General features: G+C 69.2%; 16 protein-coding genes. 7 read left to right on the top strand and 9 right to left on the bottom strand.

Features of this window, described 5'->3' with window-relative positions; all coding sequences use genetic code 11:
• Positions 1 to 138 precede the first annotated feature (138 nt).
• The 7 genes from OG357_RS19340 (at position 139) to trxA (ending at position 9,746) form a co-directional block, all read left to right on the top strand.
• On the top strand, positions 139 to 2,514 hold the full coding sequence (locus tag OG357_RS19340; protein ID WP_329625626.1) for a DUF6049 family protein: 2,376 nt from the start codon (positions 139 to 141) through the stop codon (positions 2,512 to 2,514).
• A 45-nt stretch (positions 2,515 to 2,559) separates the two neighbouring features.
• Positions 2,560 to 4,794 (top strand): murein biosynthesis integral membrane protein MurJ, encoded by a 2,235-nt coding sequence (gene murJ / locus OG357_RS19345; protein WP_329622339.1) that lies wholly within the window; start codon positions 2,560 to 2,562, stop codon positions 4,792 to 4,794.
• A gap of 116 nt (positions 4,795 to 4,910) precedes the next feature.
• On the top strand, positions 4,911 to 6,602 hold the full coding sequence (locus OG357_RS19350; RefSeq protein ID WP_329622340.1) for a protein kinase family protein: 1,692 nt from the start codon (positions 4,911 to 4,913) through the stop codon (positions 6,600 to 6,602).
• Positions 6,603 to 6,627: 25 nt separating this feature from the next.
• Positions 6,628 to 7,332: an RNA polymerase sigma factor SigM gene (gene sigM / locus OG357_RS19355; RefSeq protein WP_329622341.1), complete on the top strand. Its 705-nt coding sequence runs from the start codon at positions 6,628 to 6,630 to the stop codon at positions 7,330 to 7,332.
• On the top strand, positions 7,329 to 8,258 hold the full coding sequence (locus tag OG357_RS19360) for an anti-sigma factor (protein ID WP_329622342.1): 930 nt from the start codon (positions 7,329 to 7,331) through the stop codon (positions 8,256 to 8,258). The genes sigM and OG357_RS19360 overlap by 4 nt, the downstream gene beginning before the upstream one ends.
• A 139-nt stretch (positions 8,259 to 8,397) precedes the next feature.
• On the top strand, positions 8,398 to 9,363 hold the full coding sequence (gene trxB / locus OG357_RS19365; RefSeq protein WP_056653690.1) for a thioredoxin-disulfide reductase: 966 nt from the start codon (positions 8,398 to 8,400) through the stop codon (positions 9,361 to 9,363).
• 47 nt (positions 9,364 to 9,410) lie between these two features.
• Positions 9,411 to 9,746, top strand: coding sequence for a thioredoxin (trxA, locus tag OG357_RS19370; protein ID WP_329622343.1), 336 nt, complete (start codon positions 9,411 to 9,413; stop codon positions 9,744 to 9,746).
• An 85-nt stretch (positions 9,747 to 9,831) separates the two neighbouring features.
• Here the strand turns inward: trxA and OG357_RS19375 are convergent, their stop codons facing one another.
• The 9 genes from OG357_RS19375 to rpmH form a co-directional block, all read right to left on the bottom strand.
• Entirely contained in the window at positions 9,832 to 10,449 is a 618-nt protein-coding gene (locus OG357_RS19375; RefSeq protein WP_329622344.1) for a GNAT family N-acetyltransferase, read from the bottom strand.
• A 160-nt stretch (positions 10,450 to 10,609) separates the two neighbouring features.
• Entirely contained in the window at positions 10,610 to 11,707 is a 1,098-nt protein-coding gene (locus OG357_RS19380) for a ParB/RepB/Spo0J family partition protein (RefSeq protein ID WP_329622345.1), read from the bottom strand.
• Positions 11,704 to 12,780: a ParA family protein gene (locus OG357_RS19385; protein WP_317597196.1), complete on the bottom strand. Its 1,077-nt coding sequence runs from the start codon at positions 12,778 to 12,780 to the stop codon at positions 11,704 to 11,706. The genes OG357_RS19380 and OG357_RS19385 overlap by 4 nt, the downstream gene beginning before the upstream one ends.
• A gap of 236 nt (positions 12,781 to 13,016) precedes the next feature.
• Positions 13,017 to 13,733 (bottom strand): 16S rRNA (guanine(527)-N(7))-methyltransferase RsmG, encoded by a 717-nt coding sequence (gene rsmG, locus OG357_RS19390; RefSeq protein WP_317597194.1) that lies wholly within the window; start codon positions 13,731 to 13,733, stop codon positions 13,017 to 13,019.
• A 117-nt stretch (positions 13,734 to 13,850) separates the two neighbouring features.
• The gene (locus tag OG357_RS19395; protein ID WP_329622346.1) at positions 13,851 to 14,363 is read right to left on the bottom strand and encodes a Jag family protein; all 513 of its coding nucleotides are present in this window, start codon (positions 14,361 to 14,363) and stop codon (positions 13,851 to 13,853) included.
• 14 nt (positions 14,364 to 14,377) lie between these two features.
• Complete coding sequence (yidC, locus tag OG357_RS19400; protein WP_329622347.1) at positions 14,378 to 15,724, bottom strand: membrane protein insertase YidC; 1,347 nt, start codon at positions 15,722 to 15,724, stop codon at positions 14,378 to 14,380.
• A 3-nt stretch (positions 15,725 to 15,727) separates the two neighbouring features.
• Entirely contained in the window at positions 15,728 to 16,054 is a 327-nt protein-coding gene (gene yidD, locus OG357_RS19405) for a membrane protein insertion efficiency factor YidD (RefSeq protein ID WP_015034858.1), read from the bottom strand.
• The gene (gene rnpA / locus OG357_RS19410) at positions 16,051 to 16,422 is read right to left on the bottom strand and encodes a ribonuclease P protein component (RefSeq protein WP_079037505.1); all 372 of its coding nucleotides are present in this window, start codon (positions 16,420 to 16,422) and stop codon (positions 16,051 to 16,053) included. The genes yidD and rnpA overlap by 4 nt, the downstream gene beginning before the upstream one ends.
• A gap of 21 nt (positions 16,423 to 16,443) precedes the next feature.
• Complete coding sequence (rpmH, locus tag OG357_RS19415; RefSeq protein ID WP_006381191.1) at positions 16,444 to 16,581, bottom strand: 50S ribosomal protein L34; 138 nt, start codon at positions 16,579 to 16,581, stop codon at positions 16,444 to 16,446.
• Positions 16,582 to 16,835: the final 254 nt, after the last annotated feature.

Below are 16,835 nucleotides of genomic sequence, written 5' to 3' on the forward strand. Positions count from 1 at the left end.
GAACGGGCACGCGGCCCCATCGGCTGGAGCAGTCCCCGGCACTTGCCCCCAGCGTGCCTCGTTACCATGCCTGGACACAGCAACCGGGAACCATCGACACCACTGGCACCACAGACAACGACGAGGATGGGCGAACGCGTGGGCGAGGCGGCAGACATTCAGGGAACCGGTCCCTCACCTGCCCGCCGCTGGCTGCGGCGCACCATCACGGTCGCCGTCGGCGCGCCGCTCCTCGCTGGTCTGCTCCAGGCCCCGACCGCCTCACCGGCGGACGCCGCGGAGGAAGCCACCGTCTCGAAGACCGTCGATGTGTCTCTCGACACGCTGTCCCCGAGCGCCCCGGTGGACGGTGACACCGTCACCGTCTCGGGGACGGTCACCAACCGGGGAAAGAAGACGATCACCGACGCGACCGTGGATCTGCGGGTCGGCCCGATGATGACGAGCCGCAGCGAGATCGACCAGGCGTCGGACCGCACCGGCTACCGGAGCGACAGCGACCCCGCTCCGCTCGACGAGTCCCCCACCGTCAAGATCCCCCGCCTCGGCGCCGGGCTCAGCGCGGACTTCTCCCTCTCGGTCCCGGTCTCCGAACTCGGTCTCGACGAGTTCGGCGTCTACCAGCTGGGCGTCTCGCTCACCGGCCAGACCTCGGACCTGCGCTACGACCGGGTGCTCGGCATCGAGCGGACCTTCCTGCCTTACCAGCCGGAAGCCACCGAGAAGAAGACCCAGCTCACCTACCTCTGGCCGCTGATCTCCTCGGCCCACGTCTCCGCGGAGACGGCCACGGACGATCAGCAGACCCCGGTCTTCGAGGACGACGCCCTGGCCGCCGAGCTGCGTCCGGGCGGCCGTCTGGAGCAGATGGTCTCGCTCGGCAAGGACCTGCCGGTGACCTGGGTGATCGACCCGGATCTGCTGGCCACCGTCGACGCCATGGCCAACGGCTACCGCGTCAAGGACGGCACGGTCCACGTCCCGGGCAAGAACAAGGCCGTGGCCGAGCAGTGGCTGAACGAGCTGGAGACAGCGGTGCAGGGCCGCAAGATCGTCGCCCTGCCGTTCGCCGACCCCGACCTCGCTTCCCTGGCCCATCGCGGCAAGGACGTCCCGGGCTCCCTGGGACACCTCCAGTCGGCGACCTCGCTCGCGGCGATGACCGTCGAGACCGTCCTCCACGCCCAGCCTTCCACCGACTTCTCCTGGCCCGTGGAAGGGGCCGTCGACCCCTCGATCGTGGCCGTCGCCACCTCTGCCGGCGCGAACAAGGTGATCGCCCGCAGCGACAGCGTCCGCGACGACCTCCCCTACACGCCGACGGCGGCCCGCCCCCTCGGCAACGGCAGCACCACGGCCGTGGTGAGCGACGAGCTCCTGTCCACCGCCTTCGAGGGCGACATGGTCCGCGCGGAGAAGTCCACCCTCGCGGTCCAGGAGTTCCTCGCGCAGTCGCTCGCGATCACCCTGGAACAGCCGGAGCAGCAGCGCAGCGTCGTGGTCGCCCCGCAGCGGGTGCCGACCGTCTCCCAGGCGCAGACGATGGCGAACGCCATCCGCGGGCTGTCCGCCAAGCGCTGGAGCAATCCGATCGAGCTCCAGGCGGCGGCCGCGGCCAAGCCGGACCCGGACGCGTCCACCACGGTGCCCAGCGGTTCCCGGTACCCGAAGCAGCTGCGCGACCGGGAACTGCCCGTCCAGACCTTCCGTGACATGAAGACCACCCGTGACGAGCTGGACGACTTCAAGATCGTCCTGACTCTCCCGGACCGTGTCGTGACCCCGTTCGGCAACGCGATCAGCCGTGAGATGTCCACCTCCTGGCGCGGTCAGGCCAGGGCGGCCGCGGTCTACCGGAACGACGTCCTGAAGTACCTGCAGGACCTCACCGAGGGCATCCAGCTGGTCGACAAGTCGGACCTCACGCTGTCCGGCCGCAGCGCGACGATTCCCGTGACCGTCCAGAACAAGCTCCTCCAGGGCGTGGACGACCTGGTCCTGCGCCTCACCTCCGGCAACGGGAACCGGCTGGAGCTGAACGGCCGGCGGTACGCCGAGCTCCCCGTGAAGATCAACGCCGGGCACAGCCAGTCGGTGAAGTTCGACGCTTCGGCCAATGTCAACGGCCAGGTCCCGATGACCGCCCAGCTCTACACCGTTGACGGCACCCCGTACGGGCAGCCGATGACCTTCAACGTCAAGGTCTCCGAGATCACCGCCACGGTGATGCTCGTCATCGCCGGCGGCGTGCTGCTCCTCGTCCTCGCCGGCGTACGGATGTACAGCCAGCGCAAGCGGGTCGCGGCCAGGAAGGCGGAGACGGAAGCCGACGAAGCCGAAGCCGAGGAATCCGGAACCGAGGCCGAGGAATCCGAGGCGGGTACGGAGACGGAGCCCGCGCCGGAGACGGAGGACGTCGAGGGCGGTGAACCCGAGCAGCCGAGTGACCCGACACCGGACACCGGGTCCGAAAGCGGCGACCCGTCCGGCCCGGGTGAGAAAGTGGACCGTTGAGCGATGTCGTGGCCGGTCGGCCGGGGACGATGAGGTGGGGTAACCATGAACGCGCCGTACGACGGTGACCGCGGCCAGGGCGCGGGCGGCACCGCGCCGTCCGGTGGGACGCCCGCGGCACCCCCCGGTTCCGGGTACCCACCGGTGCCGCCTTCGCCTCAGCAGGGTGTCCACGACCCGCACGGGCAGAACCCTTACGCGCAGAACAACCCGTACGCCCAGGACCCCTACGTCCAGGACGCCTTCGCCCACGACCCGTACCAGGCCCAGGACCTCTCCGCGCAGGACCCGGTGACCGAGGCGCTCTACGACCGCGCCGCGCACCCGCCGCCCCCGCCCGGTACCTACCAGGAGCCTCAGCCGCTCTACCAGCAGCCCGCCGCGCCCCAGCACGCCCCGGACCCCCGCGTGTGGGCGCAGACTCCGGCGCCCGAGCCCGACGGCCCCTCCCGTCACCTGCCGTACGGCGACGACGCCCGCACGGTGCAGTTCACCGGCGTCGACGACCTGGTGACCCGCGCCGGCGAGGAGCAGCCCGAGCCGGACGCGTTCGCGCACCTCTACCGGGACCAGCAGACGCCCGGCCAGGTACCGCCGCCCGCCTCGGAGGCGGACCCCATGCCCGTTCCCGCCCCCACGCCGAAGAAGTCCGGCCGCGCCTCCGGGCTGCTCAAGTCGAGTGCCGTGATGGCGGCCGGCACCCTGGTCTCCCGGCTCACCGGCTTCGTCCGCAGTCTGGTGATCACCGGCGCGCTCGGCGCCGCACTCCTCGGTGACACCTTCACCATCGCCTACACCCTGCCGACGATGATCTACATCCTCACCGTCGGCGGCGGCCTCAACTCGGTCTTCGTCCCCCAGCTCGTCCGCTCCATGAAGAACGACGAGGACGGCGGCGAGGCCTACGCCAACCGCCTGCTCACGCTCGTGATGGTGGCACTCGGCCTGATCGTGGTGGCGGCCGTCTTCGCCGCGCCGCTGCTGGTCCGGCTGATGTCGAACACGATCGCCGACGACGCCGCCGCCAACAGCGTGGCCGTGACCTTCGCCCGCTACTGCCTGCCCACGATCTTCTTCATGGGCGTGCACGTGGTGATGGGCCAGATCCTCAACGCCCGCGGCAAGTTCGGCGCGATGATGTGGACGCCGGTCCTCAACAACATCGTCATGATCGTCACGTTCGGCCTGTTCATCTGGGTCTACGGCACCTCCGCCGAGTCCCAGATGGGCGTCCAGACCATTCCCGACGAGGGCATCCGCCTGCTCGGCATCGGCACCCTCCTCGGGCTCGTCGTCCAGGCCCTGGCGATGATCCCGTACCTCCGCGAGACGGGCTTCCGCTTCCGGCCCCGCTTCGACTGGAAGGGCCACGGGCTCGGCAAGACGGTGAAGCTCGCCAAGTGGACCGTGCTCTTCGTCCTCGCCAACCAGGCGGGGGTCCTGGTCGTCACCCAGCTCGCCACGGCCGCCGGTCAGGAGTCGGGGAAGAACGGCGCCGGCTTCCTCGCCTACTCCAACGCCCAGCTGATCTGGGGCATGCCGCAGGCCATCATCACCGTCTCCGTCATGGCCGCGCTGCTGCCGCGGATCTCTCGCGCCGCCCACGACAACGACCCCGGCGCCGTCCGCGACGACATCTCGCAGGGCCTGCGGAACTCGGCCGTCGCGATCGTCCCGGTCGCCTTCGCCTTCCTGGCCCTCGGCGTCCCGATGTGCACCCTGCTCTACGCCTCCAGCGGCGTCGAGGCCGCCCAGAGCATGGGCTTCATCCTGATGGCCTTCGGCCTCGGCCTGATCCCCTACTCCGTCCAGTACGTCGTGCTCCGCGGCTTCTACGCCTACGAGGACACCCGGACGCCGTTCTACAACACGGTCATTGTCGCCGCCGTGAACGCGGCCGCCTCGGCCCTCTGCTACGTCCTCCTGCCCGCGCAGTGGGCCGTCGTCGGCATGGCCGCCTCCTACGGACTCGCCTACGCGGTCGGCGTCGGCATCGCGTGGCGCCGCCTGCGCAACCGCCTCGGCGGCGACCTAGACGGCACGCATGTGATGCGGACCTACGCGCGGCTCTGCATGGCCTCCGTACCTGCGGCGATCGTCGCCGGCGCCGTCGGCTTCGGACTGCTGAAGCTCCTGGGCGAAGGCGCCCTGGGCTCGCTCGTCGCCCTGTTCGTAGGCGGAGCAGTCCTCCTGGGAGTCTTCTTCGTCGCGGCCAAGCGCATGCGGATCGCGGAGCTGAACACCCTGGTCGGCATGGTGCGCGGACGTCTGGGACGCTGATTCGATGTCCCCGCACAACCATCGGCGGGGACCGCGTGTCGTGCATAGCGTCGGACTGTGGGCACAATTGGCATGGCTGTTGGATGTGGCGCAACGGATGGGGAGGCAGGACGACGGTGGCGGAACGTAGCACGGCTGCCGTCGACGTGGCCGACAACAGCGGTGACGACCCGCTGACCGCCAAGGCGGACAAGGCCGCGACCGACGGGGTGGCGGAAACGCAGAAGACGGCGGCGACGACCGCCGAGGCCACGGAGAACAAGGCGGTCGAACGAAAGAGCGGCGAACAGCCCTCCATCACGGCACCGGAACTGCACAGCGGCCACAAGCTGGCCAGACGATACCGGCTGGAGGAGTGCGTCACCCGTCTGGACGGGTTCAGCAGCTGGCGTGCCGTCGACGAGAAGCTGCGGCGTGCCGTCGGAGTCCACCTCCTGCCGGCCGATCACCCCCGGGCCCGCTCCGTCCTGGCCGCGGCCCGTTCGGCGGCGCTGCTCGGCGACCCCCGGTTCGTCCAAGTCCTCGATGCCGTCGAGGAGAACGACCTCGTGTACGTCGTGCACGAGTGGCTGCCCGACTCCACCGAGCTCACCGCGCTGCTCGCGACCGGCCCGATGGAGGCGCACGACGCCTACCAGCTCGTCAGCCAGGTCTCACAGGCCATGGCCGCCGCTCACCGCGAGGCCCTCGCGCACCTCCGGCTCACCCCGAGCGCCGTCCTGCGCAGCTCCACCGGCCAGTACCGGATCCGTGGTCTCGCCGTGAACGCGGCTCTGCGCGGCATCACCGCCGAGCGCCCGCAGCGCACCGACACCGAGGCGATCGGTGCCCTGCTGTACGCGGCGCTCACTCAGCGCTGGCCGTACGACAGCGACGCCTATGGGCTCTCGGGCCTCCCCAAGGGCGTGGGGCTCCTCCCGCCCGACCAGGTCCGGGCGGGGGTCCACCGCGGCCTCTCCGAGATCGCCATGCGCGCCCTCGCCAACGACGGGGCCACCGCGTCCCGCCAGGAGCCGCCCTGCACGACGCCGGACGAGCTCGCCAAGGCCGTGGCCGCGATGCCCCGCGTCAAGCCGCCGGAGCCGACGTTCCCCACCCCGCCCGACTACCAGCGCACGACGTACCAGCAGGGCACCTACGGACGCCCCCAGGCACGTCCCGCCGCCACCCAGCCGGTCATGGTGCCGCCGGCCCCGCTCCAGAGCCGCACGGGCACGGCCTTGAAGTGGGCCGTCTCGGCCCTGCTGATCGCCGCCCTGGGCCTGGGCAGCTGGCAGATCGCCGACCGGCTCCTCGACCAGGAGCCGACCACCAAGACGCCGGTCACCTCCCCCACGGTCGACGAGAAGCCCAAGCCGCCCAAGCCGATCTCCATCGTGTCCGCCCAGGACTTCGATCCGCCCCCGCAGGGCAACGGCACGGAGAACCCCCAGGCCATACAGCTCGCCTACGACGGCGACCCCAACACCTACTGGCACACCGTGAACTACCGCGGTGTCGGCTTCGCCAACCTGAAGTCGGGCGTGGGTATGGTCCTCGATCTGGGCACGGCCCAGAAGATCAGCTCGGTCGACCTGTCGTTCCTGGGCAGCACCTCGGTGGAGCTCCACACCGCGCCCTCCGACGCCTCTTCGGCACCGTCCACACTCGACGGGTTCACGACGCAGGCATCCGGCATCGGCAGCAACGTGACCCTGAAGCCCACCGAGGCGGTCACGACCCGCTACGTTCTGGTCTGGCTGACGGAACTCCCCGCCAACGACGGGGGCTACCGCGGCAAGCTGGCCGAGATCAAGATCTTGGGCTGACCACCGCACGGGGAGGGGCTCACCGTTGGACGCTCCGATAGACGAGACCACAGGCGATCAGGAGCTCTTGGCGCGCCATGTCGCCGGAGACCCGGACGCCTTCAGTGAGCTCGTGCGGCGTCACCGCGACCGGCTGTGGGCGGTGGCCCTGCGCACCCTGGGGGACCGCGAGGAGGCCGCCGACGCCCTCCAGGACGCCCTGCTGTCCGCCTTCCGGGCCGCCCATACCTTCCGGGGCCAGTCGGCCGTCACGACCTGGCTCCACCGCATCACGGTGAACGCCTGCCTCGACCGGCTCCGCAAGACCGCCTCCCGCAGAACCTCACCCGTCGACGACACCGACCGCTTCGAGCAGCTCCTCGACCCCCACGAGTCAGCCGAGGCCCCCATGGAGCGCCAGGATCTGCACCGGCAGCTCCTGGCGGCCCTCGCACAGATCCCCGAGGACCAGCGCGCCGCACTCGTCCTCGTCGACATGCAGGGATACCCGGTCGCGGAGGCGGCACGTATCCTCGGCGTTCCCACCGGAACCGTGAAAAGCCGTTGCGCGCGGGGACGGTCTCGCCTCCTCCCGATGGTCACTCATCTGCGCGCCGACACAGTGGGTAACGAGGCCGTCGAAGGGGGAAGGAACCGGACGCCGGGGACATCCGTCCCACCGGTGCCGGGGCCGACGGACACCGGACCGACAGATCCAGCTGCTGTGAAGGGCGGAGGTGGGCGCGCGTGACTTCCACGACCGGCAAGGCCGACACGACACAGCACCCGGACGTCTCGGAGATCTCCGATCTCACCGAGGGACTCCTGTCACCGAGCCGCTCCGCGGCCGTACGCCGCCATCTGGACGGCTGTCCCCTCTGCGCCGACGTCAGGACCTCCCTGGAGGAAATCCGGGGCCTCCTGGGCACGCTGCCCGGGCCGCCCCGGATGCCCGCCGAGATCGCCGGCCGGATCGACGCCGCGCTCGCCGCCGAAGCCCTTCTCCAGGCCACCGCGCCGGACAGCGACAGCCCCGTTTCACGTGAAACATCGCGTCCCCGCACCGAGCCGGTCCCCTCCGGCGCGCCTTCCCCCGCGGAACGCCCTGCGGGCCGCCCCAAGGCGGCCACTGGCCCCGGTCGCCCCGGAAAGCCTCGGCGGCGCCGGATCGCGCTCGTCTCCACACTCGGCGCCGCCTTCGCCGCCGCCGTCCTCGGCATGAGCCTCTTCCTCAGCCAGGGCGGTGGACCGACCGCCGGGAGCACGCAGGGCGCCAAGCTGGCAGACGCCAGCGCCGTGGCCCCCTTCTCCGGGACCCCCGTCGAGGAACGCGTCCACACGCTCCTGGGCGAGGAAGCCGGCGTGGCCAAGACGCCTCAGGGAGTCGGCCCCGAATCGATGTCCGCCGAGAGTGCCACGACCGCCAGCCCCCAGCGGAACCGGGACAGCGCCGTCCCCGCCTGCGTCCTGGCCGGCACCGGCCGTACCGACGCCGTGCTCGCCCATGAGCGGGGCGAGTACCAGGGGACGCCCGCCTATCTCCTCGTTCTGACGGACCCCGCGGACAGCACCCGCGTCCAGGCCTTCGTCCTCGACGCCTCCTGCGCCGAACGGTCCACAAGCACCGGAAGCCCTGCGGCCGATCTCCTGCTCAGCGAGACGTATCCACGCTCCTGATCTCGCTCTGTGCCTCGGCCACGTGCCGCGCGGCAATCTCGGGAATGCATGCCCCGTAGGATCCGTTGGGTGGGGTGAGAGTGACCGAGACAACCGCCCCCGTAGGCAGTGGCAGTCTGCAGAGACGAGGAAGTAACCCGTGAGCGACGTCCGTAACGTGATCATCATCGGCTCCGGGCCCGCGGGCTACACCGCAGCGCTCTACACGGCCCGAGCGTCGCTGAACCCGCTGGTCTTCGAGGGCGCCGTCACCGCCGGTGGCGCGCTGATGAACACGACCGAGGTCGAGAACTTCCCCGGATTCCGTGACGGCATCATGGGCCCGGACCTGATGGACAACATGCGGGCCCAGGCCGAGCGCTTCGGCGCCGAGCTGGTCCCCGACGACGTCATCGCCGTGGACCTGACCGGCGACATCAAGACCGTCACCGACACCGCCGGCACCGTGCACCGCGCGAAGGCCGTCATCGTCACCACAGGCTCCCAGCACCGCAAGCTCGGCCTCCCCAACGAGGACGCGCTCTCCGGCCGCGGTGTCTCCTGGTGCGCCACCTGCGACGGGTTCTTCTTCAAGGACCACGACATCGCCGTCGTCGGCGGCGGTGACACCGCGATCGAGGAGGCCACCTTCCTCTCGCGCTTCGCCAAGTCCGTCACGATCGTCCACCGCCGCGACACCCTGCGTGCCTCCAAGGCCATGCAGGAGCGCGCCTTCGCCGACCCGAAGATCTCGTTCGCCTGGGACAGCGAGGTCACCGAGATCCACGGCGAGCAGAAGCTCAGCGGTCTGACCCTGCGCGACACGAAGACGGGCGCGACCCGCCAGCTGCCCGTCACCGGCCTCTTCATCGCCGTGGGCCACGACCCGCGGACCGAGCTCTTCAAGGGCCAGCTGGAGCTGGACGACGAGGGTTACCTGAAGGTGGCCGCGCCGTCGACCCGCACGAACCTCACGGGCGTCTTCGGTGCGGGCGACGTCGTCGACCACACCTACCGTCAGGCCATCACGGCCGCCGGTACCGGCTGCTCCGCCGCGCTCGACGCCGAGCGCTTCCTGGCCGCCCTCGCCGACAGCGAGAAGCTGGCCGAGACCCCCGCGGTCTGACCCTCGTCCTTCCTGACTCCACACCCCGCGAAAACAAGGAGGCCGCCGTGGCCCTGAAGACTGTGACCGACGCTTCCTTCGAAGAGGACGTCCTCAAGAGCGACAAGCCCGTCCTGGTGGACTTCTGGGCGGCGTGGTGCGGCCCGTGCCGCCAGATCGCCCCGTCGCTGGAGGCAATCGCCAAGGAGCACGGCGAGCAGATCGAGATCGTGAAGCTCAACATCGACGAGAACCCGGGCACGGCCGCCAAGTACGGCGTCATGTCCATCCCGACGCTGAACGTCTACCAGGGTGGCGAGGTCGTGAAGACGATCGTCGGCGCCAAGCCGAAGGCCGCCATCGAGCGCGACCTGGCGCCGTTCCTCGAGTCCTCGAACGGCTGACACGCTCTCTGTTTCACGTGAAACATGAAGCGTGAAACACGAACGGCCCGCCCCTCAAGGGGCGGGCCGTTCTCATGCCCCGGTACTAGAGCGGCCGCAGAGCGGGCTCTTTCTGTACGGCGCCGAGCAGCCGGTCCAGAGCCATCTCGACGTCCTCCTTCCAGGAGAGCGTCGTCCGGAGCTCCAGCCTCATCCGGGGAAAGGCGTGATGTGGCCGGACCGTCTTGAAGCCCACGGCCAGGAGGTGCTCGGCCGGCAGCACACAGGCCGGTTCCTTCCACCGGGCATCGCCGAACGCCTCGATCGCCTTGAATCCCCGCCTCATCACGTCCTTCGCCACGGTCTGCACGACCATCCGGCCCAGCCCCTGGCCCTGGTACTGCGGCATGATCCAGGCCGTCATCAGCTGGACGGAGTCAGCCGCCACCGGGCTGGTCGGGAAGGCCGTCGACCGCGGCACATAGGCCGGGGGAGCGTAGAGGACATAGCCGACGGGCACGTCGTCCACGTAGACCACCCGCCCGCAGGAACCCCACTCCAGGAGGACCGCCGAGATCCAGGCTTCCTTCTCCGCCTCCGGACGCCCCGCCTTCACGGCAGCCTCTCCACTCACCGGGTCGAGCTCCCAGAAGACACAGGAGCGACATCGCCGGGGAAGATCCGGAAGGTTGTCCAGCGTGAGCGGTACGAGCCGACGCCCCACGGTTTCCCCTCGCTTCCCTCGCCCTTGAGCACGGATACGCTTCTCAGAATCGTATCGACCGGGCGATCAGGGGGACACCGCTCGCAGGCAAAGGGCGGGTCGGGCTCCGGTGAAGACCGGAACCCGACCCGCCCTGGGCAGCCTCAGCGCAGCGGCAGCGTCAGCCCTGCTCGCTCTGCTCGGTGTTCTTGTGGTCCATGACCTTCCCTTCGCCGGGCGCGAGGGTCGAGAGGATCCGGTCCAGATCGTCTATCGAGGCGAACTCGACGACGATCTTTCCCTTCTTCTGCCCCAGGTCGACCTTCACCCGGGTCTCGAAGCGGTCCGAGAGCCGGGACGCGAGATCGGTGAGTGCGGGAGAGACACGCCCCCCGGCGCGGGGGCCCTTCGGCTTGACCGCGGCGGGCTCCTCGGAGCCCATGAGGCTCACGATTTCCTCGACGGTACGCACGGAGAGACCCTCGGCGACGATCCGGTAGGCCAGCTGGTCCTGGGCCTCCGAGTCCTCCACGCCGAGCAGGGCTCGCGCGTGACCGGCGGAGAGCACCCCGGCGGCGACCCGCCGCTGCACCGGCGGTGAGAGACGCAGCAGACGCAGCGTGTTGGAGATCTGCGGGCGGGAACGCCCGATCCGCTCCGCGAGCTGATCATGGGTGCAGCCGAAGTCCTTGAGCAGCTGCTCGTAGGCGTGAGCCTCTTCGATCGCGTTCAGCTGGGCCCGGTGGAGGTTCTCCAGGAGGGCGTCCAGGAGCATCTTCTCGTCGTCGGTGTCCCGGACGATCGCCGGGATCCGTTCAAGGCCGGCCAGCTTCGATGCCCGCAGACGACGCTCACCCATGACGAGCTCGTAGCGCTCGTCATCGACCTTGCGCACCACCACGGGCTGGAGCAGGCCGACCTCCTTGATGGAGACGACCAGCTCCGCCAGCGCGTCCTCGTCGAAGACCTCGCGCGGCTGGTGCCGGTTGGGAACGATGGCTTCGACCGGAAGCTCGGTGAAGTAGGCCCCACCCTGAATCTCCGGCAGAACCACCTCCTCGGCCTCGCTCCACGACGCCGACGCGTCGGGGGACGGGCTGCTGTGCGGAAGCGTCGCCAGCTTCGCCGCGGCCACGCCCCGCTCCGCGGACAGCCCGGAGGCGACGCCGGGGGAGGTCGCGCCCACCCCGATACCGACCGCCGGAACCTTCTGTTCCTGGGGAGCGGCGGGGATCAGCGCACCGAGCCCACGTCCCAATCCCCTAGGTCGCTTGCTCACTGGATCCCCTCCGACATGCTGCGCTGGTTGTTCTGGTGCCCTGTATGGGCGTGCTGCGGGTCGTAGTGCAGGGCAGCACCCCGCAGGGCGATCTCGCGGGCGGCTTCCAGATACGACAGGGCACCGCTGGAGCCCGGGTCGTACGTGAGAACCGTCTGGCCGTAACTCGGTGCCTCCGAGATACGGACGGACCTCGGAATGCTGGTCCGCAGCACCTCCTCGGCGAAGTGGGTGCGCACCTCGTCGGCGACCTGGGAGGCGAGCCTCGTCCGGCCGTCGTACATGGTGAGCAGGATCGTCGAGACGTGGAGCTCGGGGTTCAGATGGCCCCGGACCAGCTCGACGTTCCGCAGGAGCTGGCCGAGCCCTTCCAGCGCGTAGTACTCGCACTGGATCGGAATCAGCACCTCGGCCCCCGCCACCATGGCGTTGACCGTGAGCAGGCCGAGTGAGGGCGGGCAGTCGATGAGGATGTAGTCGAGCGGCTGCTCGTAGGCCTGGATCGCCCGCTGCAGACGGCTCTCACGCGCCACCAGCGACACGAGCTCGATCTCCGCACCGGCGAGATCGATGGTGGCGGGGGCACAGAAGAGGCCCTCGACGTCCAGGACCGGCTGCACCACCTCGGACAGCGGACGGCTGTCCACCAGCACGTCGTAGATCGAGGGGACCTCGGCGTGGTGGTCGATGCCGAGCGCCGTGGAAGCGTTGCCCTGCGGGTCCAGGTCGATGACCAGGACCCGGGCACCGTGCAGGGCTAGGGAGGCGGCAAGGTTGACCGTCGTGGTCGTCTTGCCCACGCCGCCCTTCTGATTGGCGACCACCATCACGCGCGTCTGGGCCGGTCGGGGAAGTCCCTCACCGGCACGACCCAGGGCTTCTACTGCCAGTTGGGCAGCACGACCAATGGGGGTGTCGTCCATCGGGGGCAATGTTTCACGTGAAACATCCTCCCCCACCGATTCGGTTCGGGGACCGGGGACCGGATCGGTCATCGGTCCCGCGATGTTGGCGTCGGACCGCAAGGATTCACTCTCCTCGGCTTCAGGCTCGCGATGAGCAGAGCCTGCCATGCTTTCGGGGTCGTGAACCAGCGAGGTCGGTGGTTCTGTGGGTGAATCCACCTCTGTGGACAACTCCGTAACCCTCGCGAGTGGCTTCACGCGGGGCTTACGGTCCCGGGGCGTGGCAGCCGCGCGGCCGCGGCTGATGATCCCCTGCAGCAGGGAGCGACGTTTCACGTGAAACACCATGCCCCTGCTGCCCGGTCGGAGCCGTTCGACACTCCGAAATGGTACGTATGCGACGCTCAGCGGCGTCGACGGGTCTTGCTCGTCCGGGCTGCCTTGGCTCGCTTGGCCGCGAACCGCACACCACCCGGGCTCTCGCCGACCTCCACCCGCACGACCGTGGACAGCGGATCGACGATCCCCTCACCCACGTGCAGCACCGAGGTCTCCACCACACCGAGCTTGGAGAGTGCGGCGCGAGCGCCGTTGAGCTCCTCCTCCGCGGTGTCGCCCTTGAGGGCCAGCATCTCGCCGTACGGGCGGAGCAGGGGAACACCCCAGCCGGCCAGCCGGTCCAGCGGTGCCACCGCGCGAGCGGTCACCACGTGGACAGGTGTGATCTTGTCGAGCATCTCCTCCGCTCGGCCACGGACCACGGTCACGTGGTCGAGGCCGAGCAGCTCGACGACTTCCTGGAGGAAGTTCGTCCGGCGCAGCAGCGGCTCCAGGAGGGTGATCTTGAGGTCGGGCCGGACCAGAGCCAGCGGGATACCGGGAAGACCGGCACCCGAGCCCACGTCGCAGACCGTGACGCCCTCGGGGACGACCTCCGAGAGGACGGCACAGTTCAGCATGTGCCGCTCCCACAGCCGCGGGACCTCGCGCGGGCCGATCAGGCCGCGCTTCACACCCGCGTCCGCGAGAAGCTCCGCGTACCGCACGGCCTCCGGGAAGTACTCACCGAAGACTGTCCGCGCCTGCTCCGGGGCCTCCGGGAGCTCCGCTGCCTCCGTCACGGGAACCGTCCTTCCGTACCGCACGCAATCCCTGCGAGCGCACTGTGGTGGCTGACTATCAGGCTGACAAAGATCGGCCCCGCCTGCGAACAGACGGGGCCGACACTACGAGAGAGATCAGGCCGGAAGTACGACGACGAAGCGCTGCGGCTCCTCGCCCTCGGACTCACTGCGCAGACCGGCGGCGGCGATCGCGTCGTGCACGACCTTGCGCTCGAACGGGGTCATCGGGTCCAGCTTGACCGGCTGGCCGCTGGACTTCACCTCGTCCGCAGCCTTGGCGCCCAGCTCTGCGAGCTCAGTGCGCTTCTGGGCGCGGAAACCGGCGATGTCGAGCATGAGCCGGCTGCGGTCACCGGTCTCACGGTGCACGGCCAGGCGGGTCAGCTCCTGGAGAGCCTCCAGGACCTCGCCGTCGCGGCCGACGAGCTTCTGCAGGTCGCGGCTGCTGGAGTCGCTGACGATCGAGACCGCGGCGCGGTCCGCCTCGACGTCCATGTCGATGTCGCCGTCAAGGTCGGCGATGTCGAGGAGACCCTCAAGGTAGTCGGCCGCGATCTCACCCTCCTGCTCCAGGCGGGTCAGGGTGTCGCCACCCTCGGTGGCGGCGGAGGTGATGCCTTCCGTCACGGACGGTCTCCTTCTTACTTCTTGGACGACGGGTGCTTGGGCCGCTGCTGGCCCTTGCGCTGACCGGACTTGCCCTGGCGGGAGCCTCCGGAGTTGGCACGGGGGCGCGCGGGCTTGTCGCCCTGCGCCTGGTCCTTCGCCTCGTCCTTCGTCTCGGCCTCGGCGTCAGCCTCAGCGTCGGCCTTCGCCGATCCCTGCGGCTTCTTCTCCAGCGACGTGGTCGCCTGCTCGGCGGCCGGCTCGGAGCCTTCCTCGGCGTCCTTCGCCGCGGCCTGCTGCGCTGCGGCGGCCTGGCGCTGAGCCTTGGTCTGGCGCTTGGGCTGCTGCCGCTTGGCGGCGCCGCCGCCCTCGGCCTCGGCCTCGATCGTGTCGCTCTTGATCACAGTGCCGTCGGCCTGGGCCGCGAAGCCGGCCTTGGTCAGGCCCGAGAAGAAGCGGCGCTCGTTCTCGTTGCGATCGCTGGTGGCCTTGGCGACGATCATCTTCACGATGGTCTTCCGGCGACGACCGCGGACCTCACCGTGGGCGGTGATGCTCTTCAGCAGACGCTGGAGGTAGGAGTCCTGGGCCTTGCTGCCCGGAGTCGGGTTCTGGTTGATCACGTACATCTGCTGGCCCATGGTCCACACGTTGGTGGTCAGCCAGTAGACGAGAACACCGACGGGGAAGTTGATGCCCATGACGGCGAAGATCACCGGGAAGATGTACATGAGCATCTTCTGCTGCTGCATGTACGGGGTCTTCACCGAGAGGTCGACGTTCTTCATCATCAGCTGGCGCTGCGTGAAGAACTGCGAGGCCGACATCAGCACGATCATGATCGCGGTGACGATGCGGACCGAGGTGATCGACGCGTCGAGAGCGGCGACCGCGGCGGCGCTGTCGGTGAACTTCGAGGCCAGCGGGGCACCGAAGATGTGTGCCTGACGGGCGCTGGCAAGCAGCGGGCCGTCGATGACACCGATCTCCTTGCCCGAGGCGATCGAGGAGAGCACGTGGTAGAGGGCGAAGAAGAACGGCGACTGCGCCAGGATGGGAAGGCACGAGGAGAGCGGGTTGGTACCCGTCTCCTTGTACAGCTTCATCATCTCTTCGGACTGACGCTGCTTGTCGCTCTTGTAGCGCTCCTGGATCGCCTTCATCTTCGGCTGGAGCGCCTGCATGTTCCGCGTCGACTTGATCTGCTTGACGAACAGCGGAATCAGACAGATACGGATCAGCACCACGAGGCACACGATCGACAGGCCCCAGGCCCAGCCCGTGTCAGGGCCGAAGATCGCCCCGAACAACTTGTGGAACTGGACGATCACCCATGAGACAGGTGTGGTGATGAAGCTGAACAGACTGGCAATCGTGTCCACTAATCAGGCTCCTTGAGCATTGGGCGAAGTCTCGGCGGCCGGGCTCGTCTCGGCGGTGGACCCGCCCTTGTCGCCGCGCAGCGCGTTCCTCAGCATTTCGTGCCAGCGAGGGCGCTTCCGCGGGGGGACATGGTCCACACCGCCGGGCGACCACGGGTTGCACCGCAGGATGCGCCAGGCGGTCAGGGCAGTGCCCTTGATCGCGCCATGCCGGTCGATGGCCGTGAATCCGTAGTGGGAACACGACGGGTAGTACCGGCAGACAGGCCCCAGAAGAGGGCTGATCGTCCACTGGTACAGCTTGATGAGAGCCAGCAGCGGGTACTTCATCGCGCGCCCCCTCCCAGCAACCGCTGAAAAGCGGCGTCCAGGTCTCGGGCCAGCTGTGCGTGATCGGCGTCACCGGCTCCGGGCAACGCCCGTACGACCACCAGGCTACCGGGGGGCAGCTCGATGAGACGGTCGCGGAGAAGATGGCGCAGGCGACGCTTCACCTGGTTGCGTACGACCGCGCCGCCTACGGCCTTGCTCACGACGAAACCCGCACGCGTCGGGGGAGCGCTCTCCCCAGGCGCGTGCGGGTCCGTTGCACCGCTGCGTAGGTGGACGACGAGGAGCGGGCGACCGGCCCGGCGACCTCGGCGTACCGCGGTTGCGAAGTCCTCGCGCCGCCTCAGCCGATTCTCGGTAGGCAGCACGTCATGACCTGTTTAAGTGGATCAGGCGGACAGGCTCGCGCGACCCTTGCCACGGCGGTTCGCCAGGATGGCGCGGCCGGCACGGGTACGCATGCGCAGGCGGAAGCCGTGGGTCTTCGCACGACGACGGTTGTTCGGCTGGAAGGTGCGCTTGCTCACTCGGGGGCTCCAGAAATGATTCGGGTGGTGGCGGGACATCGCCTGGCTGTCACCGTGCGCCCACGAGTAGCTCGTAACGCCCGATAGCACCGCTTCGCGACCACAGATCGTGGTCTTTGCCCATCGGAGGCAGGCGGCAGCAGCCATCGACAACTCGACCTGGTCACGGTACGCGCGGCTACGCCATCCGGTCAAACCGACCTGTCGCCATGGTCCATTATGCACAGGCTGTGGACAACAACTTGAACCACGTC

The organism is Streptomyces sp. NBC_01255 (assembly GCF_036226445.1).
In the GTDB taxonomy this organism is placed as follows: Bacteria; Actinomycetota; Actinomycetes; order Streptomycetales; family Streptomycetaceae; genus Streptomyces.